We start from the raw sequence: 20,235 nt of genomic DNA, 5'->3' as shown, positions 1-20,235 counted from the left end.
AGATATTTGCCGTGCGATGGAAGATTTTGAGATCAAAGAGGCGTGTGACGGGATCGAAACGGTCGAGATGGCGGAGCAATGGCGCCCGCATATCATCATCATCGATGTGATGATGCCGCGTCTCGATGGATTTCAGGCCTCCAAGATCATCAAAAAGCGCTATCCCCAAACGATTATCGTAGCCCTCACTGCCATCATAGACCCGAATATGGAAAAAAACATGGCCTCCATCGGTGTGGCGGCATATATCCATAAACCGGTCGATAAAAATCTGATCCGTTTTAAACTCCAAAACTTTGCATCATTGCTCCATTCCAGAGACGGTGAATTTAAAAAATTATCGAAACAAGAAGCCATGAACCCTTTTTGCTCCGATATCCGACGATTGAAAACTATTTTCGACATCCGTGATGCGGAATCGATAATGGATTTCGGGAACTGGATTTTAATCCGCCATGATGAGACGTTGAATGTAGCGTGCAGACGGATGGACATTGCGTTAGAGCTTTTTTATGAGCTGATGCGTGTTGGCGTTCATCAAAACGGTTCGATGCACATCATCGTCGAAGAGAGTTTCGAAGAGCTTTTTGTGACGATGGAATTCGACCGTCCGATCGATCTTCGCCCTAAATCGGAGGCGCTGATTAAGGAACTGGGAGAAAACGCAATCCTGGGAGAGGACGTTGCCTATATCCGGCTCAGTATGCATTCGCATGAAAAACCCGATAACACAGGAAACAAGCCGCAATGCTCAGTATCAACGGCGAAGGTCTCTCCTGAAATTATAGTCCCAAAAGAGGCAGCGTCCCCTCTTCCGATGAGTGAGCCGACAACGACGGCGGATACGCCAAAAGAGGTAAAAGTTCTCGAAACCAACGAAAAAGAGATGCTTCGTCAAAGTTTCGTCCAAAAAACCGCCGCGATCGATTATGTCCAGGATATCGGCGGTGACGTCCTCGATGAAATCCGCGATCTGGGAAGTCTGGATGAGGAGTGGATCGAGAAACTCAACACGATTGAGCTGGAGCATACGGTTGAAAATATCTGTCATTTCGCCGACGGTGTTTTGGGCGTTTATGTCAGGGCGATCAATAATCTGTTTGAATTCACCGCCCTCGCCTACGCCCTCTCCTCGCTGGGAAGCTTTTTAAAAGAGCATTCCGAAATCATCGTCGCAGAGCCGTCGAAACTCAAAACGCTCGTGATGCTGCTGGAACATTTGGGCGCCGACCTTACCTCATGGCGGGATCATATTTTCAGCCTGCAGGATACCGCGGATATCCATTATCTCGACAGCTCGTTTTTCAGCTCGTGCATGCAGATAGAGCAGATTATCGGAAACAAGGAGGTTGCATCGAACGATGAGGATGACGACGGAATGGAATTTTTTTAATACATCAAATAAAAAGGAGTAAAACAATGGCAAAAAAGGTAATCATCGTCGATGATTCACGTGCGGTTATTGCGACCGCAGAGTTGGCGCTGGAGGGGTTGATCGGCAGCGGCGTGATTGAGTTCAAATCGTATCTCAATCCTGCCGAACTGCTGGCAAACCTGCAAAGCGGAGCGGAAAATTTCGATCTTCTGATCAGCGACGTTAACATGCCCGAAATGAACGGTTTGGATCTCTCGCGCTCTATCAAGAGCGATGAGCGTTACAAAACCAAGCCGATCATCATCCTCACGACCGAGAGTTCGGAGCAGCTGAAAATGACCGGCAAAGAGATCGGGGTTACGGGCTGGATGGTCAAACCGTTTAACGACGAGAAACTGGTCAAATCGTTAAAAATGGTACTGGGAGTCTAACATGGAACAAAACACGACCCAATCCAGACGGGAACGCTATCTGACGTTTTTTCTAGGTGAGGAGCAATACGGCATCGCGATCGATCGTATCAAAGAGATCATCGCGATTATGAAGGTGACCTACGTCCCTAAAACGCCCGAATACATGAAAGGGGTGATCAACCTGCGCGGCTCGATCATCCCCGTCGTCGATACGCGGCTGCGTTTCGGGATGGAGGAACGGGAAGCCGACATGCACACGGCGATCATCATCGTCGAGGTGGAAAAGGTGAACATCGGCTTTATCGTCGACCGCGTCGAAGAAGTCGCAAGCATCGATGCGGCCCATCTGGGTGTTGCGCCGAAATTCGGGAGCCATGTCGATACCGACTTCATCTGCTCGATGGCGCAGATCGAGGAGAACGTCGTGATGATTCTCGACGTCCTCAAACTGTTCGAAGCGGACGAGCTGGTGAGCCTCGAAGGACTCGGACAAACACTCATGAGCGAAGGAGAATAACTGTGCCTAAGCAAGAAGATACGAAACATCGGGATACTACGCAGATTCTACTGCCTGCAACCGCAATGACCGTTGCAGGTATCGCCAGTTTCCTCTCTTATTTAAGTTTAAACAACGGGCAGATGGAATCTCTTCATCTGGTCTTTTTAATGGTTTTGACTGCCTTTTCCTTTACATCCGTATTGGTTCTTCTAATATTTTGGTTCGTTTGGAGAGATCCGGAATCTGATTTGGAAGCCGGTCGGAGAGAACAATGGTGATCTGCCCTCCGGCAGATTTAACATTTTATATAAATAAACAAATAAAGGGGTTTTACTATGAAGTGGTTAGAAAATATGGTGTTACAAACGAAGTTGATGTTTTTAACGGGGATCATGGTCATAGCGATGATCGTCCTCGGGATCGTAGGGTTTCAGGCGACAAACGGTTGGCAAGAAGATACGACTGAGCTTGGTGAAGTCCTTGTCCCCTCGGTTTTGAGTCTCGGACAAATCCGCAACGGGACACAGCTGGTTGCGATTCAGATGTATCGGGTTCGCGGCCTTAAAGGCGATCCTAAAATGCAAGAGTTGATGGTAGACGCTTCCAGCGAAATGAAAAAAGCGTTTGAACGCGTCGACAGCGGTTTTAAAGACTATGACATACTCGATAAATCACCTGAAGAGCTTCAAGAATGGGAACAATGCAAACCCGCATTGGAAATGTGGCGGAAACAAAGCGAGCAATTTGATAAAGAGGTCGTAAACACTTTAGCTAAGACAAATGACCCCGTCCGTATTGAAGAGCTTTTTGCAAAGATGACAGAGCAGCTTATGGCCATTCGTTCAAACCGTCTGGCTGTTGCTGAACATTTGCAAAATGCGTATGATATCAATCGAAAAGAGATCGAAGAAACTACCGCTACTTCCAAAGAGGAAGTGGCTTCTTTCCAACAGATGTTTATGCTTGTCGGCGTCCTTTCGATCCTGTTTGCGATCATTCTGGCATGGCTGATCATCCGCTCGATCACCCGCTCTATTACCGAAAGCGTCACCTCCATTCGTGACGGTGCGATGCAGATCACGTCGGCGTCCGATCAGGTGGCTTCTTCCTCGGCGTCTCTGGCACAGGGAGCAAGCGAGCAGGCAAGCAGCGTCGAGGAGGTAAGCGCGACCCTCGAAGAAAGTACCGCGATCAACACCCAAAACGTCGACAATGCGCGTCAGGCCGATATTCTGGCGAAAAACTCGAACGATTCGGCGAAAGCGGGATATGAAAAAGGGGAGCAGCTTTCACACTCTATGCACGCGATCACCGAATCGGCGGCAAAAATCAGCGGCATCATCAAAACGATCGATCAGATTGCGTTCCAGACCAACCTCCTCGCTCTTAATGCGGCGGTCGAAGCGGCGCGCGCGGGTGAACACGGTCTGGGCTTTGCCGTCGTTGCGGATGAAGTACGAAACTTGGCTCAACGTGCCGCATCCGCAGCCAAAGAGACCTCCGACATCATCGAAGAGGTCGTAGGACAGATCAAAGAGGGGAACGAGATCGCCCTCGCCACCCATACGGCGTTTCAAGATATCGTCGAGCAGTCCAAAAAAGTATCTGATCTAATCGGCGAAATCGCGACGGCGGGCAAAGAGCAATCCGAAGGGATGAGTCAGATCAATCAGGCGATGGGTCAGGTCGATCAGGTGACGCAGCAGGTCGCGGCAAACTCGGAAGAAGCGGCGGCGGCGGCCGAAGAACTGAATGCTCAGGCAACCTCGATGATGGAAACCGTCCGTATCCTCGCGGCAATGGTAGGGATGCAAAATGATACTCCCGCAGCTGCTCCCAAAAAGATGCAGCTGCACCACATCGAGATGAAGCCCTCAAACGCTTCACGTCTTCCGGCCCCTCAGCGCAGAGGAACCCCGTCAAAAGCCGACGAGATTTTCCCTCTCCATGAGAACGATCTGAAAGAGTTCTAAGATGCAGTTCGACGGTGATGCCCTTACCATAGGGCTGGATATGTCGATGGAAGAGATTCGGGAGTTCGAACAGTTCGTTCGTCCCCGCCTGGAATATCTGGAAACCATCGAGGCCGAAGAAGGTGCGCTGCTGCACAGCAGCGCCCTTTTGGCTTTATTGGTGAGTTTGAAACGGACACGAAGCGCATTGAAAATTCCGTTTTTAGAACGGGGATTGATGGCTTCGGAAACCTATGGAACCGTGCATTGGATGTATCATGACTAAACAAGAACAAGTCAAAGCGATTTTTATCGAAGAAGCCGGAGAGATTATCGAAAAACTCGATGTCAACATCCTCCGCTTCGAAGAAAACTCTGCCGATTTCGACCTCCTCAACGAAATCTTCCGTGGGGTACACACCCTCAAAGGCAACGCCAACGCGTTCGGATTTACCCGTCTGGGAGAGTTTGTCCACCATTTCGAAGACGTCCTCGATCACTACCGCACGACGCGCGACGAGATCGAGGAGTGCCAGCTGGAGCTTTTCGTCAACAGTGTCGACGTGATCCACGAGGTAATGACGTGCGAGCTCGACCAGCTGCCGTATTTGCCCGATACCTATCCTGAATGCCTTGCCAAGATCAAGACGCTGATGGCAATGAAAAAAGGCGATGTCGTTTTGGTCGGCGTCCAAGAAACTCCGGCGGCTTTTAACGATCTGGCGGCAGAATTCGCCGAATTCCCTACCATGCCGATGGATATGTCAGTAGAGAACAGTATCAAAAAACATCAGGATTCCCGGAAAGACGGCCTGAATCTCTACCGGATCGATCTGACTCTCGACAATGATTGCTATAAACGGGGGTTCGATCATATCCTTTTCCTCAAGCTTCTGGCGGAGAAGGCCGTCTCGATAGAGAGCTTTTTCGACATGGGCGCCATTGCATCCATTGATCAGTTTTCACATGATGAAAACGGCATAAAAAATGTTTGTATTATCGTATTGACTCCCCTCACATCCGAGGAGATAGGGGGAAATTTCGAGTACCTGTTCGATCATGAATACCGCATCACGCTCATCAGCCCTGCCGTTGTTGCGCCAGTAGAAGCGGAATCCAAGGTCATCGTTCAAGAGATTCAAGAAGCGGTTCAGAACGCCCAAAAATCGGTTTCCAAAAATACATCCGCAGCAGCTCAGACTGGCGCCGCAGCCAAATCGACAATCCGTATCGATACGTTCAAACTCGACGAACTGTTCGATTCGGTCGGTGAGCTCGTCATCGCCCAGAATTTCATCGCCCAAAACGAGCGTATCCGCTCAATCGAGGACGAATCGATCAGCCGTACGATCGAGACTCTCTCTAAAATCACCAAAAGGATTCAAGACCGCGTCATGAGTCTGCGGATGGTCGCGATCCGCGACACGTTCGACAAAATGAAGCGGGTCGTGCGCGACACCTCCAAAAAAACGGGCAAAGCGCTTCATCTCAATGTTCTCGGCGAAGAGACGGAGATCGACAAAACGATGATCGACAGCCTCTCCGATCCGCTGATCCATATCATCCGCAACGCGATCGACCACGGTCTGGAATCCGACGCGGCGGAACGGCAGGCGGCGGGGAAAAAGGTCGAGGGGAACATCACCCTGCGCGCCTATCACAAAAGCGGCAGCATCGTCATCAGCGTCAGCGACGACGGCCGCGGTATCAATAAGGAAAAAGTGTTCCGCAAGGCGATCGAGAGAGGGATCATCACGGGGGATGAAAATCTGAGCGACAGCCAGATTTTCGGCCTCATCATGCAGCTGGGGTTTTCAACCGCCGAGACGATCAGCGACCTCTCAGGCCGCGGCGTCGGATTGGACGTGGTGAAAACCTCGATCGAAAAACTGCGCGGCAAGATCGAAATCGAGTCCGTCGAAGGGGAAGGGACCACCTTCTCGATGCTTCTCCCCCTCACCCTCGCAATCATCGACGGGATGCTGGTGCGCGCAGCGGATGAGATTTACATCATCCCGACGCTGAGCGTCGTCGAATCGTTCCGCCCGGAGCGGGAAATCGTCCATGTTATCAAAGGCCAGGGGGAGTTCGTCAGCATGCGCGGACAACATATCCCCGTGATACGCCTCAGCGATGTGTTTGATCTGCAAACGGAACATTTGGAGCCGTGGGACGGGATCCTCGTCTGCGTCGAGACCGAAGCGGGACGGATCGCCATCATGGTCGATGAACTGGTCGGACGTCAACAGGTCGTCATCAAGCCGCTGGGAAAATCTCTGGCGAAACTGCGCGAGATTTCCGGCGGTGCGATTCTGGGGAGCGGCGATATCGCATTGATCCTCAACGTCGATGAGCTACGTCCCCTGATCGAGGCCGCTCATGGTTGAAATCGAGCTTAAGCCCGAAGAATTCGATCTCTTTCGACGCTATATTTACGAGCAGGTCGGTATCTCCTTGTCGGCACAAAAAACCACCCTTATCAAAGGGCGGTTAAACAAACGCCTTAATCAGTTAAACCTTGGCTCTTTTCGGGAGTATTACGATTATCTAATCTCCGATGAGAGCGGCGAAGAGCTCTCGTTGTTTGTGAGCGCTATCTCGACCAACGTCACGTCGTTTTTTCGCGAAGGGGCGCAATGGAAATGGCTGGAGGGGTATCTCCCCCAGATCATCGCTTCCAAACGGGAAAAAAAGATCCGCATCTGGTCGGCGGGGTGTTCCAGCGGCGAAGAGCCGTATACGATTTTGATGTTTTTGCAGCACCATTTGAGCGATTTCGAGTCATGGGATATCAAAATCCTCGCAACCGACATTTCGCACAAAGTGCTCACCAAAGCGATTGCGGGGGAGTACGAAGCCAAGCAGGTCGAATCGCTCTCCAAAGAGATTGTGGCACGGTCGTTTGAAAAAGCACGGACCAATGAGGGAACTTACTACCGAATTGTCCCCCGTTTACGGGAAAAAGTGATGTTCCGCCTTTACAACCTCGTCACCGACCCGTTTTTTTTCAAAAATTCATTCGACATGGTGTTTTGCCGAAACGTGATGATCTATTTCGATGATCCGACCCGGCACGAACTGATCGGCCGTTTTACGACGGTTTTGCCCAAAGGCGCCCCCCTCTTTCTGGGGAGTTCCGAATCTCTGACGAGCCACCGTGACACACTCAAACTGCTGGGCTCGTCCATTTATCAACGCCTGTAAGGAAACCATGTGAAAGAAAGTACCCTTGAGCGTTCTTTGCAAAGAGAAGCCAAATTTGAACCAAACGAACTTTTTTTCTCGATCACAGACATTGAGAGTACGATCCTTTCGGGCAACGAAGTGTTCATCCGCATAAGCGGCTACACCAAGGAAGAAGTGCTCGGACGCTATCACAACATCGTCCGCCATCCCGACATGCCGCGGATCGTCTTTAAGCTTATATGGGATTATCTGCGTGCGGGAAAACCGATCGTCGGGTACGTAAAGAACCGTGCCAAAAGCGGAGCGTACTATTGGGTCCTTGCCGCCATTTTCCCTCTCGAAGACCGGTATGTCTCGATCCGGATCAAACCGACGACACGGCTTTTAGCCGCCATTCAGGAACTCTATCCCCTCTTGCTGGGCGCAGAAAAACGCGGAGGAATGGAAGAGAGCGCAGCAATACTTCCTGATTTCCTAAACAACCTCGGGTATCACGATTATAATGAGTTTATGAGTGACGCGCTGCTGCACGAGTTGCAGGAGCGGCGGTGCCTCTCGTCGGCACCGCGTGAGGAGAGAACCGGATCACATACCCCTTTTGCACAACAGCTCCAGGGAGTGCAACGGCATACGAAGATGCTGATAAATGCGTACGACGCGTGGTTTGACAAGATCAATCTCTTTATTCAAACCAAATCGATGTTTGAGGAAAAAAGCCTCGTGCTTCGACAGGTCGCGCGCGAAGTCGTTTTTCTCTCGCTCAACGCATCGGTCTCATCGTACAAGGTGGAAAACGGAGGGGAAACATTCGGCATTTTGGCCCGCGACGTCCGCACCAACGCCAAAGAAAACGACGAGCTGATCGGCCGAATCGATACGCTGGTCCAGCTCCTCGCGGGTTCCCTCAACGATCTGATCTTCTCGGTCTCGGGGATACGATTGCAAACGGAGGCGCTGAGCTATTTTATCGATGAGCTGCTGTGCGAAAACTGCAATGTAGAGCATCATGAGATCGAAGCAAACATGGACACCCTCGTCCTGCTCGTGAGCGATCATTCGAAAAAGACGGAGGCGCTTCAAATAACGATCGATCATCAGCTGCAAGAGGCGCTCGGACACCTTGACCAGCTTGAGCGGCAGATAATGTATCTGGGATACATTCAGGTGTACGGCATTATCGAAGCGGCCGGGAACCCTCATGAAACGGTGAGCTTCGAGGGGATATTCTCGCAGCTTAAAACACTGATTCGAACGACTACCGGGGAAATTGAGGCGATGCAGAAAATGGGAAGCGGTTTTTACACCGAAAACCGCTCTCTGCTGAATCAATCCATAGAGATCGGCACCGTGTTGCATACGCTGCACGACGAAATAGCCTGTCTGAAAAATATGAAATAACACTAACTGAAAAGAGGTAAACATGATTCCGATAGAACAACCTTCATTTGAGATAATCAATCGCGATATTAAAGCGGTGCTGGCTGAAATGGGAGATATCGTTTCGACGCAGAACGAATGTCTAGATCCTGAAGAGATCGCAAAAAACAACGCAGCGTTTGTGCAGCTTCTGGACTGCTTACTGGAACAGGCACGCCCTTACAGAGTGCCGTTCGAAATAAAATAATACCCTTTGGAAAGGACAGTATGGACACCATGAACGGATACGACGAGGAAGTGACGTTTTTAAGCCGTAAACTTCTCGATTTGAACAAACAGCTCATCGAAAGCGAAAAAGCGAAATCGCGTTTTTTGTCGCTTGTCGCCAACGAACTGAACGATCCCATGACGGCGCTATTGGGACTGATCCCCCGACTGAAACCCGATGAGAAAAATTCTCATCAAGCGATTTTCGGACTGGTTCACCAAGAAGCGCTGCTGCTGGACTTTCGGATCCAGAATCTTGTTGCCGCCGCACAAATCGAAAGCGGAGAGATTGATACGACCTACGCATCCGTCAAACCTGAAACCATTGTCAAAGAAGCGATAGAAGATCTCAAATATCTCATTCAAAGAAACAACATCCTCATCAGTATTCACGATACATTAATGCGACCCGTCATCTCCGATCCCCGAAAACTCTATCTTATCGTTAAAAATCTAATCGCCAACGGCTGCACGTACGGCCTGACCGACAGCATAGTAGACATTTCGATCACCGAATCATCTTCTACACTGGTCATAGCGGTCAATAATCAAGGCGATGGTCCGAAAGTCGAGTTCAAACCGCAGGTCTTTACCCGTTTTGCAGAAGGGTTGGAAGGGGAACACGGTCTTGGGCTGGGTCTTAGTATCGTTCGTGAACTGTGCGAAAGTTTGAAAGGAAACGTCGACTATACCGCCGACAAATCTTGGGTCACTTTTACCGTGACATTGCCGTTGGAAACGACTTTGCCCGATTCTGACGCCTGCGGTTCGAACGAGTTTTTGTTCGAATCCTTTGACGATGCCGTCGAATTCTAATGATACGCGGCTATTCCACCTTCATCCACGTCGGTCAGATACATATTGACGTTGCCCCAAAAGCGATTTCGACGGTTCTGGGTTCATGCGTGGCGGTATGCCTGTATGACCCGATACTGGGGATCGGGGGGATGAATCATTATTTGCTCCCTTTTTGGAATAAAAATGGGTTGCAAACGCCTAAATTCGGAAATATCGCCATCCCGAAGCTGATCGAATCGATGCTGGCAAAAGGGGCAAACAGCAAAACGATAGAGGCCAAAATATTCGGCGGAGCGATGATGAATCCCGGAGTGAATGAAGCCATGATGATCGGTCAAAAAAACATACTTGTCGCACGAGAAATTTTAAGTGAATACCAAATTGCAATTGTATCCGAAGATGTCGGCGGACAAAACGGACGTAAAATCCAGTTTGATCTGGAACGGGGAAAAGTATTGATGAAATACACACCGCGCAGCGACCTTCTGAGTCAAGGATAAATATGGCGATACGAGTATTAATTGTCGATGACAGCGCAACCGCACGTGCGGTCTTGCGTGAAATTTTGGAAAGCGACCCCTCCATCGAAGTAGTTGCCAGCGCATCGGATGCCTACATTGCACGGGACAAGATCGTCGAGCTTCGCCCCGATGTCGTGTGTCTGGACGTCGAAATGCCGCGTATGGACGGAATAACCTTTCTCAAGCGGCTGATGCATTACATGCCGATCCCCGTCGTAATGGTTTCCTCACTCACCCAAAACGGCGCCAAAACGACCCTCGATGCGCTCGAAGCGGGTGCCGTCGACTTTGTGGCAAAGCCGCACTCTCACATCTACGACGGTGTGGAAGAGATGCGCGACGAGCTCCTCGGCAAAATTAAAACGGCGTCCAAAGTCCGGGTCCGCCAACATGCCTTGCAAAGCATTCGGCAGGCGAATACCACCTCACTGGCCGAAACGACCCACAAGATTTTGGCCATCGGCGCCTCTACAGGAGGAACCGAAGCGCTCAAAGAGGTGCTCATGGGACTTCCCCGGAATGCTCCGGGCATGGTGATCGTGCAGCACATGCCGGCCAACTTCACCGCCCCTTTTGCCGAACGGCTCAATACCATGTGCGCGATGGAAGTGCGCGAAGCCCGCAACGGCGATTCGATCACTCCCGGTGTCGCACTGATCGCGCCGGGGGATTACCACATGGTCGTGCGCCGTTCGGGTGCGCGCTATTACGTTGAAATCGGAAGCGGCGACAAAGTTTCGGGACACCGCCCCTCCGCAGACGTCTTGTTTAATTCGGTCGCCAAAATCGCAGGAGCCAATGCGATCGGCGTCATCCTGACAGGAATGGGAGGAGACGGCGCGCGCGGGCTGCTGGCGATGCGCCATGCGGGTGCACGGACGCTCGGTCAGGACGAAAAAAGCTCTATCGTTTACGGTATGCCAAAGGTGGCATATGAGCTTGGAGCGGTTGAACAACAGCTGCCGCTTCCTCAAATCGCTCAGGGGATTTTGGAATCGCTGTCGTAGACACCACAGTGTTTCTGAATGAACAATTGAATGTTATAGCCATGCATCAGAATAGAACGGTACAGGATCAAATCCTCTCGGCGATCAGGAAAAAAATCGGGAATATTCAAATACAGCTTGAATCTACCCCGAACGCCAAGGCAAGACTGATTGTAGGCATTCATCATAAGGATTTCATCAACCGGAAAGATGCTCTGCAATGGCTAATCTATACCTACAATCTGAAGCATTTAAAAAACGCTTTTGAGCGTTGCCGTCCAAAAGTAATGATCGAAACGGGCAAGGTGAACAAATCGGCTCTAATCGAAAAGGCCGCCCTGACGTTATTCGAAACAATCGCTCAGCAGGATTATTTTTATATGGAAACCTACCGGGAAATCAAGGAGCATTTCTACGCACTAAAAATGGCTAACGCTTTTACGAAACAGGAAATGGACCATGTGAACATGATGGTTATCGAAAAACTGCAAAAACTGCTGGATGATACATTCATTCAGCAGCGCCATCAAGCCTATAAAAAATATCTTGAACGGCTCAAATCGAAAGACAATTCCATCGAGTAAGGGGCAAGAAACAAATACCGCAGTAAATAAAGTGCGTCATTTAACATAACAACCAAACATAAGGAAAAAAAATGAAAAAAACAATACTGATGAGTTTGGCCGCAGCGGCAGCTTTGAACGCTTCTGAAGTCAACAGTGAACCGAATGCAGGTCACGTCAGCGGACAAATCCGAGCAGCCTATGTCGCAAACGATTACGATGCGGGCGGAAACGACTACGCCGCGGCCCTCGGCGGCGTACTGAAATACGAAACGCGAACGTGGAACGGATTCAAACTCGCAGCCGCCGCATACGCCAGCCAAAAAGCGGGTTTTGCCACAGGCGAGGATTCAACAACAAACGGCGATTTTTTAGACGAAAACAAAAAGTCGTATGCTTACGTCGGCGAAGCCTACGTCGATTACAGTACCTCCGATCTTACGCTGCGTGTAGGCCGCCAGCTCCTCGATACCCCACTGGCCGATACCGACGATATCCGTATGCATCCCAACACATTCGAAGCGGCGATTGCCACCTATGGCGGCATTCAAAACACGACCCTCATCGGGGGCTACGTGACGCGCTGGGCGGGATTAGATTCGGGCGATGACAAATCGACGTTCAAAAAACCGGGCGGAGATGAAAGTGACGGTATAGCCGTCGCCGGAATTCTCAACAACAGTATCGACAATCTCTCATTGCAGGGATGGTACTACGGTATCGATCGCGTCGCGGATGCCTTCTACGCCGATGCGACCTACACACTCGCATTCAGCGATACTGCATCGGCGGAGCTGATTGCACAATACGCAACATTCAACGAAGACAAATCCTCCTCGGTGGACGGCAGTGTTTACGGTTTGGGTATCCGCATTAATGCAGGAGCATTCACCGTGGGGACGGCCTACAACAGTGCAGTCAACAATGAGGGGAAAACCGTCGTGAACGGATACGGCGGCGGACCGTACCTCACCTCGATGGAGGAGTGGACGATTGACGGAATGGAAGACGCCAAAGCGTATCAGATCAGTGGCGAAGCGGATATGGGGTTCGCAGGAATTGAGGGACTGAGCATCAGCGCCCTCTACGGCATCTTTAAAAGCGCCGCTTTAGAGACCCGAATCAAAGAATGGGATCTGATTCTTGCGTATGAACTGAGCGAGGCGCTGACAGTGGATGCTTCCTATGCGGTAATCAACGATTGCCATGATAATGCGGACGGAGGCTCGGATGCGGGATACCGCCGCGCCCTTGTGCGGGCAATCTATAATTTCTAGAATATCGAATAGCGTAGAGTTGCGACCGGCACACTGAAAACCGCCATTGCCTGTCCGACACGCACTAAAATCATCAAAAAAGTCACGTATCGGTCACTTTTACCTCGGTGCAAAGTGATCGTTTTAAATCCAATAAATGTATAGTATTTCAAATACCACTCTATCACAAAAACATCAAAGTCGAGGGCAACATGAGTCGTGAATACATATTAGGGGAGACTGATTTCTTAGTATCCCAAACGGATACGCAGGGAAAAATTCTCTTTGCCAATGAAGACTTCTGCAAAGTTGCTGGCTACACGCTCGATGAGCTCATCGGCAAACCGCACAGTATCGTGCGCCATCCGGACATGCCCAGGGCTGCGTTCGGCGATTTATGGGAAACCGTGAACAAAGGAGAGGTATGGAACGGATACGTCAAAAACCGCACCAAAGACGGAAGGTATTACTGGGTATACGCGATGGTCTACCCTATGAATAACGGCAACCGGGGCGAACCCGGATATATATCGTGCCGGAGAAAACCGAGTGCGGCGGAGATCGAAGCAGCCACACAACTCTATCGAACCATGAAGTGAGAGAACCATGACTAAACTGACCAAATCTGCCCTTTTAGGAGGCTTGGGCATTGCTACCGTTACCGCAGGGCTTTTAACCGACAGCGCGCTGGCCGTACCCTTCATGACCTTTATCACCGTCGGTTCCGGAATAGGGATGATTCTCATGAGCGAAAAAACGGACGATTCGCTATTGCACGACGGTTTGAACGATTTTTTGGCACTGATCGAATGCAAGCGCAACCGTGTGTCGCCGCTCGATGCCCGACCCGAAAGTCTGGAAGAAAAAGTAAATATTATCATCGCAACCCATCAACAGAGTGTTCTTAACGATACCAAAGTAGCAGGCGAAATGGTTTTATTAGCCGATAAGGTGCGCAACGGCCATTACGGCTGCAGGGTTGAGAGCGATTCGAAGTCTCCGCACGTACATCTTCTGAGAAAAACAATGAATACCATGCTCGATTCCATCGAAACAAGCATCGACGATATGACACAGGTTATCAAAGCGCTCTCGGAGGGGCAATACAATACCCGCGCGCACATCAACGTCGAGGGGAAAATGGGAGAACTGCTCCAAAAAGTCAACGAGCTTGGAGACACCCTTCTTTTCATGCAGCGTCAGAACGACGAGGCCAAAGAGACTCTCGATACCAATACCAAACAATTTAAGTCGATGCGGGACACGAAATTCGTCGAACTAAACAGCACTATTACTACAACCGTCGGGAGAATCGAGACGGTAGCCGACAAAGAGCGCCATCTTGCCGACAATCTCCATATCCTAGCAGACAACGCAAGAGAAGCCAAAGAGATTCTGGTGACGATCGGCGATATTGCCGAACAAACAAACCTGCTGGCATTGAACGCCGCCATCGAAGCCGCACGTGCCGGTGATCACGGACGCGGCTTCGCAGTTGTCGCCGATGAAGTCCGGAAACTCGCGGAACGAACCCAAAAAAGCCTTGCCGAAAGTTCCGCCACGATCAACGTACTTATCCAGTCCATCAGCGACAACAGCGAAACACTTAATCAAAATATGAATGAAATGACGTCCTTGACGCATTATGTCGGCGATTTGGACAAACAGATGCATGAGCTGATGCATACCATGGACACGATGAACGATTAAGATCACGATAGAAGCAGAGGAAAAAATGAGCCGCGAATACGTATTAAAAGAGACCGATTTTTTGGTTTTTCAAACCGACGCACAGGGAAAAATCCTCTTCGCAAACGAAGACTACTGCCACATCTCTGGATACGGTCTGGATGAACTGATCGGCAAACCGGAAAATCAGCTATATCATCCCGATATGCCCGAATCCGTATGTAACCATTTAAGAGAAACCGCTAAAAAAGGGTACGCATGGAACGGCTACCTCAAGAAACGGACCAAAGACGAAGGTTTTTACTGGGTGTTTGCAATGCTCTTTCCCATGAGTGACGATTCGCATAACGCGACGGGGTACACCATGTGCTGTCGCAAACCCTCACCCGAAGAAATCCGATCTGCTTGGCTACTGAACGCTGCAGTTTGATATTTAATCGTCCGAATCGCTTACGCAGCGTGCATAGGCTTCTTCTTTTTTCGAAACGGTGGCTACCGAACCGAGCTTGAATCCCACTACATACCCTTCAGCATCGTTCAACGAATCACTTGTCCAATAATAGCGGTGCATCATGGGGCCGAAATATTTCATCTCGACCGTAGGACGAAAACGGGAATAATCGACGATGCCGTAAAGCTCTTCAAGGGTCGGCAACCTCCAGTTACGTCCGTGCAGAGTGAGATTTTCGCACATCTCATCAGCCTGATCGAAAGTATATTTGGCCCGTTTGTCGGTCGCATCCAGCGTATGCCATAGAAGCCCGCTCCGGCGGTCCTTCGTCCCCTCGGCTGTCAGGATATAATCATGTTTTCGTACCGTTAAGGGAGTGTTGATACATGCCGCGGCGATCCGTTTGGTTGGAGGAGAGAGGGTAATGTTGCGTTCTTTCGGGAAAAAACTGTACCCCAGCGTCGCGATGATCCCGCCGTCCCCCTCGGAACCGCTTCCGATGACGGTATTGTCCGAGGGTCCCTGATTGGCAGACCAGTAGCTGAACGCATCACGAAACGGGGTATTTGATGGCAGAGAGAAAAGTTCTTCGATGGACATCATCCGCCATGAAGAGCCTGCATCACGACAGTATTGGCGCGCTTGTTCTTGTGTATAACTTTCGGTCGGGGAGAGAAGCACTTCGGCATGAAGCGTAACGCTTATGCACGCAAGCGCAAGAAGTCTATAATGCACAATAATCGGCAAGAAGATTGCCGCGAATTTTCCCGGCAGCTTCAGAACCTACGAGCTTTTTAACAATGGCCAGACCGAAGCAGATCGCCGTACCGGGTCCACGGGAAGTCATGACATTGCCGCTCTCGACAACGGCCTGCTTATCACCCATAAATCCCCCTACTTTGATCTCATCTTCGATGCCGGGGTAGCAAGTGTACCCCTCTTTGAGAACGCCCGCAGCATCAAGGGCAAACGGCGCGGCACAGATAGCGCCGATGTTTTTGCCTTTGGCATCCATCGCTTTAAGAAGAGACTGGACATGCGCATCGTGTGCCAGTGCTTTCGTCCCGTTCCATCCGCCGGGAAGAACGATCATATCGATCTCGTCGGCCGATATTCCCGCAACAGGACGGTCGGCTTGCATCACGATGCCGTGCGCCCCTTTGACAAGCAAATGCTCACTCAGTGCACCCATAATGACGTCAACTCCGGCGCGGCGCATCACATCAATGACGCTAACCGCTTCGATCTCTTCAAACCCTTCGGCAATCGGAACCAATACTGTAGGCATTGCATACTCCTGCGGCGAAATTTTCTAAAGGTTATAATACCTTATTTCACTTTCTCCATGTATTCACCGTCGACGGTGTTAACACGGATGATATCGCCTTCCAATACATGGTAAGGGACCTGAACCACTGCACCCGTTTCGAGAGTAGCCGGTTTTTTAGAGGCACTGGAAGTATCCCCTTTGAAGTTCGGTGCGGTTTCCACAATTTTAAGTTCCATGATTTCAGGAGCTTCAACGCTGATCGCGTTGCCGTTATGGAAAATCATTTGAACGCTGGTGCCGTCTTTGATCCATTTCATTGCATCTTCGCATTGATCGTACGTAAGACCGAGCTGTTCGTAGCTTTCGTTGTCCATAAACTGAAGCATTTCGCCATCATCATACAAAAACTGCATTGTTGTATGAACCAAGTTTGGTACTTCGAATTTATCCCCCGCATGGATCGTTTTCTCGATCACTTTACCGTTAAGAAAACTTTTTACTTTACAACGGACGAATGCCGCCCCTTTACCCGGTTTAACGTGTTGAAACTCAACGACTTTGTACGGCACGCCCGTAATTTCGAGACGTACGCCTTTTTTGATATCACCCATTCCGATTGTTGCCATTGGAAAACCTTTGTTACTGAATCTATAAAGTGAGCGAATTTTACCCGAATCGACGGCGAATTTCAAACGCGATGTAACTTATGGTACACTATTCGTTCGTTTACGTTATTAAAATTCACATTTTTTTAGTTTCGCTGAATTTGTTAGTGTGTATAATAATACTTATACATTTGATTAATAACACAAATAGTTAGAAGGATGATCTTCATGTCTGCTATCTCTCGTATCTTATGCGCGTCGCTTCTGCTGACTTCCTGCCATCTGCAGGCGGGCGGACTCAGTCTGAACGAAGCGCTCGATCTCTTGCATAAACAAAACCTCGAGATCAAAACGGCCGATCTTGATAGAGAAAGTGCCGAAAACGATGTCGACATCGCCCGCGGTTACCACTTCGGTTCACTCGATTTTACCCAGACATTCAGCCGTTCAAACGATGCGGGAAACGTCTTCGGATTCAAGCTCAGCTCGCGCGAAGCGACATTCGGGGACTTCAGTGCGAATGAGTTCGTCGCCAACCAGATGGCCGGTGCGCCCGATCTTTATACCAAGCCCCCGGAACATCTGAACTACCCCGGTTACCATAACTATTATCAAAGCAAACTCACCTACATGCTCCCGCTCTTTACCGGGGGAAAACTGAGCGCATACAGTGATATCGCCGAAAAGATGGAGAAGATCAAACAGCTTGACGCGGCGCAGGTCAAAACCGAGAAAAGCTACGAATTGCGTAAAAGCTATTACGACATGGCGCTGCTGCAAAACAGTATCAATCACTTGAATGTGATCTTGGGGAATATTTCAACGCTGGAAAGAACAACCCAGATGATGATTCAGGAAGGATACGCCAAAAAAGTCGACCTTCTCGAAGTCCAATCCAAAAAAGCCAACGTCGAACGCAGTCTCACCGAGATGGAGGCAAACAAAAAGCTTCTCTATCATTACATCGGTTTTTTGCTTAACCAAAACGTCACCGAAATCGAACTCCCTCGCAACGATTACCCCGTCTCCGCAATCGATGAATCGAACGTACTTACCAACAACATCGACCTTCAAAAAGCATCAGAAGGACTTGGCGTACGCGAAAGCATGGTCGATCTGGCGTATGCTCCTTTCATGCCGCAGGTAGGTGCGTTTGCCGAAGCAAGCAGTGCCGATGATACCCTGTTCGGCGATTTCGGCGACCACAAAGCCTACACGGTCGGCGCCAAACTGACATGGAACCTCTTTAACGGCGGAGTTGACAAAAACAGCCTTGAAAAAGCACAGATCGAACGGCTGAAAACCAAAACGCAGGTCGAACTTGCCAAAAAAGGGATTGCACTTCAATACGACAAAATCCGTACAGAAATCGAAAGTCTCGACGCTCAAGTCAAAAGTCTCGAAAAAGAACTCGAACTTGCCGACCAGATTTACCGCAATTACGAAGGTCGCTATCACGAACACCTCGCTTCGATGAGCGACGTCATCATCAAACAGTCCCAGCAGATCGAAAAAGTATTGAACCTTCAAATGGTCAAAAACCAGCGCAACGAGCGCATCTTCGCCCTTGAAAAACTTAGCAACGGAGTCAAATAATGAAATCTATTATTGCCGCTTTAACTTTAGCATCTACCCTCAGCGCCGCAGGCCTCAGTCTCTCGGGAAGCGTCATCAGCGACAACCAAAAAATGATCACAAGCCGTAACATGGGGTTTGTTACCAGCGTCAATGTCTCGGAAGGTTCACGGGTTTCCAGAGGGCAGCTTCTCTACACGATCGACTCGCGCGAAATCGATTCGGCCAAGACGCAAGTCGAACTGGGAATCGCCCAAGCCGAACTCTCCTTGCAGATGTACCAGAACCAGTACGCCAATCTGGAGCTGAACCTCGAGCGTAATAAACGGCTTCTGGCTCAGGATATGGTTAGCAAATACGAAGTCGAAAACCTCGAACTCTCTCGTAAGAACCTCCAGAACATGATCCATATCGCCGAACGTCAGGTCAATCAGGCCAAAGCCCGTCTCAAGGAAGTTGACAATCAGTACAACTATCTTCGCATCACCGCCCCGAACAACGGCGTGGTCATCGCCAAAAACATCAAAGTCGGTGAGATGGCGATGCCGGGGATGCCCGCTATCGTATTGGCCGATTTGAATGCCCTTAAAATCGAAGTGGAAGTCGCCGAAAACAACCTCAAACTCGTTCCGATAGGGAAAAAAGTCAAAGTATCGATCCCCTCCGTAGGATATACGGGTATCGGACGGGTCAGCGCCATTATCCCAAGCTCCAACCCGATGACCCATACGTTTCGTATCAAAGTTTCATTTTCGGCCAAACAAACCGTGTATCCCGGAATGTACGCAACCGTCGAAATTCAATAGGGAGAGAACCTGATGAGCGACTCTCTCTCCTATCAGCCCAAAGATACTGCCGGCAAGCTAGCCAAAGGTTTTATCCGCAACCCTCTCACCCCTATTTTAGGGATATTTTTGCTCGTCATCGGCTATATCGCGCTGATGCTGATGCCGCGTGAAGAAAATCCTCAGATGGTCGTCAGCGGGTCCACCGTCATCATCGCCCTCCCCGGAGCTACCGCAAGCGAAGTCGAAAACGTCATCGTCAAACCGCTCGAACGCAAACTCAAAGAGGTCAAAGGGATCGAGCACATCCACGGCATGGCGATGGACAACGTCGCCGTCATCAACGCCGCATTTTACATCGGTGAGGAAAAAGAGGATTCCAACCTCAAAATCTACGACAAAATCATGCAGAATATGGCCATCCTCCCCAAAGGAGCGATGCAGCCGATCATCAAACCTCTGGATATCGACGTCGATATTCCGGTACTTTCGGTCGCGTTCTACGCCAATAATCCGAACATGGACCCGACCCATCTCTACGATCACGTCAAAGAGATTCAGCATCACATCAACGGTCTTCCCAACGTTGCCGTCACCGACATCAAGGGAGCCAAGAAACATCAGTTTAACGTTCTTGTCGATATGAACCGTCTCAGCGGTTACAACC

24 protein-coding genes are annotated in these 20,235 nt (G+C 50.0%); 21 read left to right on the top strand and 3 right to left on the bottom strand.

The genetic code is table 11. From position 1 onward, the window contains the following. The 18 genes from JU82_RS00220 to JU82_RS00135 form a co-directional block, all read left to right on the top strand. Positions 1-1,393, top strand: a 1,393-nt coding sequence (locus JU82_RS00220; RefSeq protein WP_294891854.1) for a response regulator, incomplete at its 5' end; no start/stop codon positions are given. A gap of 26 nt (positions 1,394-1,419) precedes the next feature. Further along, a complete protein-coding gene (locus tag JU82_RS00215) occupies positions 1,420-1,806 on the top strand; it encodes a response regulator (RefSeq protein WP_037945449.1) in 387 nt (128 codons plus the stop codon). Between the two features lies 1 nt (position 1,807). Further along, positions 1,808-2,305 (top strand): chemotaxis protein CheW, encoded by a 498-nt coding sequence (locus JU82_RS00210; RefSeq protein WP_037945448.1) that lies wholly within the window; start codon positions 1,808-1,810, stop codon positions 2,303-2,305. A 2-nt stretch (positions 2,306-2,307) separates the two neighbouring features. After that, the gene (locus JU82_RS00205) at positions 2,308-2,565 is read left to right on the top strand and encodes a hypothetical protein (protein ID WP_037945447.1); all 258 of its coding nucleotides are present in this window, start codon (positions 2,308-2,310) and stop codon (positions 2,563-2,565) included. Positions 2,566-2,622: 57 nt separating this feature from the next. Beyond that, a complete protein-coding gene (locus JU82_RS11500; RefSeq protein WP_294891849.1) occupies positions 2,623-4,260 on the top strand; it encodes a methyl-accepting chemotaxis protein in 1,638 nt (545 codons plus the stop codon). Between the two features lies 1 nt (position 4,261). Further along, the gene (locus JU82_RS00195) at positions 4,262-4,525 is read left to right on the top strand and encodes a hypothetical protein (protein ID WP_037945445.1); all 264 of its coding nucleotides are present in this window, start codon (positions 4,262-4,264) and stop codon (positions 4,523-4,525) included. Beyond that, a complete protein-coding gene (locus JU82_RS00190; protein ID WP_037945444.1) occupies positions 4,518-6,626 on the top strand; it encodes a chemotaxis protein CheA in 2,109 nt (702 codons plus the stop codon). Before JU82_RS00195 ends, JU82_RS00190 begins: the two co-directional genes overlap by 8 nt. Beyond that, a complete protein-coding gene (locus JU82_RS00185; protein WP_037945443.1) occupies positions 6,619-7,443 on the top strand; it encodes a protein-glutamate O-methyltransferase CheR in 825 nt (274 codons plus the stop codon). The genes JU82_RS00190 and JU82_RS00185 overlap by 8 nt, the downstream gene beginning before the upstream one ends. A gap of 9 nt (positions 7,444-7,452) precedes the next feature. Next, a complete protein-coding gene (locus tag JU82_RS11495; RefSeq protein ID WP_294891845.1) occupies positions 7,453-8,823 on the top strand; it encodes a PAS domain-containing protein in 1,371 nt (456 codons plus the stop codon). A gap of 22 nt (positions 8,824-8,845) precedes the next feature. Next, on the top strand, positions 8,846-9,049 hold the full coding sequence (locus JU82_RS00175; protein WP_037945442.1) for a hypothetical protein: 204 nt from the start codon (positions 8,846-8,848) through the stop codon (positions 9,047-9,049). Between the two features lie 20 nt (positions 9,050-9,069). Then, the gene (locus JU82_RS00170) at positions 9,070-9,885 is read left to right on the top strand and encodes a HAMP domain-containing sensor histidine kinase (RefSeq protein ID WP_037945440.1); all 816 of its coding nucleotides are present in this window, start codon (positions 9,070-9,072) and stop codon (positions 9,883-9,885) included. Further along, positions 9,885-10,367, top strand: coding sequence for a chemotaxis protein CheD (locus tag JU82_RS00165; protein WP_037945438.1), 483 nt, complete (start codon positions 9,885-9,887; stop codon positions 10,365-10,367). Before JU82_RS00170 ends, JU82_RS00165 begins: the two co-directional genes overlap by 1 nt. A gap of 2 nt (positions 10,368-10,369) precedes the next feature. Beyond that, entirely contained in the window at positions 10,370-11,395 is a 1,026-nt protein-coding gene (locus JU82_RS00160; protein WP_037945437.1) for a chemotaxis response regulator protein-glutamate methylesterase, read from the top strand. A 41-nt stretch (positions 11,396-11,436) separates the two neighbouring features. Next, positions 11,437-11,958, top strand: a complete 522-nt coding sequence (locus JU82_RS00155) for a hypothetical protein (protein ID WP_037945436.1) — start codon at positions 11,437-11,439, stop codon at positions 11,956-11,958. Positions 11,959-12,029: 71 nt separating this feature from the next. Then, positions 12,030-13,214, top strand: a complete 1,185-nt coding sequence (locus tag JU82_RS00150; protein WP_037945435.1) for an OprD family outer membrane porin — start codon at positions 12,030-12,032, stop codon at positions 13,212-13,214. A gap of 191 nt (positions 13,215-13,405) precedes the next feature. Beyond that, positions 13,406-13,792 carry a PAS sensor domain-containing protein gene (locus JU82_RS00145; protein WP_037945434.1) on the top strand — a complete coding sequence of 129 codons (387 nt, stop codon included), beginning with the start codon at positions 13,406-13,408 and terminating at the stop codon, positions 13,790-13,792. A 7-nt stretch (positions 13,793-13,799) separates the two neighbouring features. After that, positions 13,800-14,903 (top strand): methyl-accepting chemotaxis protein, encoded by a 1,104-nt coding sequence (locus tag JU82_RS00140; RefSeq protein ID WP_037945433.1) that lies wholly within the window; start codon positions 13,800-13,802, stop codon positions 14,901-14,903. A 25-nt stretch (positions 14,904-14,928) separates the two neighbouring features. Next, positions 14,929-15,312, top strand: coding sequence for a PAS domain-containing protein (locus tag JU82_RS00135; RefSeq protein WP_294891838.1), 384 nt, complete (start codon positions 14,929-14,931; stop codon positions 15,310-15,312). Between the two features lie 3 nt (positions 15,313-15,315). Here JU82_RS00135 and JU82_RS00130 read toward each other — a convergent pair whose 3' ends face one another. From JU82_RS00130 to efp, 3 genes are read right to left on the bottom strand one after another with little or no spacing between them, the layout of a single operon-like run. After that, positions 15,316-16,068, bottom strand: a complete 753-nt coding sequence (locus JU82_RS00130) for a DUF1566 domain-containing protein (RefSeq protein WP_294891836.1) — start codon at positions 16,066-16,068, stop codon at positions 15,316-15,318. Beyond that, on the bottom strand, positions 16,058-16,621 hold the full coding sequence (locus JU82_RS00125; protein WP_037945430.1) for a DJ-1 family glyoxalase III: 564 nt from the start codon (positions 16,619-16,621) through the stop codon (positions 16,058-16,060). The genes JU82_RS00130 and JU82_RS00125 overlap by 11 nt, the downstream gene beginning before the upstream one ends. A 41-nt stretch (positions 16,622-16,662) precedes the next feature. Continuing rightward, positions 16,663-17,229 carry an elongation factor P gene (gene efp / locus JU82_RS00120; protein ID WP_037945429.1) on the bottom strand — a complete coding sequence of 189 codons (567 nt, stop codon included), beginning with the start codon at positions 17,227-17,229 and terminating at the stop codon, positions 16,663-16,665. A gap of 207 nt (positions 17,230-17,436) precedes the next feature. Between efp and JU82_RS00115 the strand changes: the two genes are divergently transcribed. The 3 genes from JU82_RS00115 to JU82_RS00105 form a co-directional block, all read left to right on the top strand. Further along, a complete protein-coding gene (locus tag JU82_RS00115; RefSeq protein ID WP_037945428.1) occupies positions 17,437-18,804 on the top strand; it encodes a TolC family protein in 1,368 nt (455 codons plus the stop codon). Then, entirely contained in the window at positions 18,804-19,589 is a 786-nt protein-coding gene (locus JU82_RS00110) for an efflux RND transporter periplasmic adaptor subunit (RefSeq protein ID WP_037945426.1), read from the top strand. The genes JU82_RS00115 and JU82_RS00110 overlap by 1 nt, the downstream gene beginning before the upstream one ends. 12 nt (positions 19,590-19,601) lie before the next feature. Continuing rightward, positions 19,602-20,235 (top strand): efflux RND transporter permease subunit (locus JU82_RS00105; RefSeq protein WP_037945425.1); only part of this gene is annotated, 634 nt, incomplete at its 3' end.

Source organism: Sulfuricurvum sp. MLSB (genome assembly GCF_000747095.1).
Lineage (GTDB): Bacteria > Campylobacterota > Campylobacteria > Campylobacterales > Sulfurimonadaceae > Sulfuricurvum.
The sequence above is the reverse complement of the archived record's forward strand: the minus strand, read 5'-3'. Positions and strand labels throughout refer to the sequence as shown.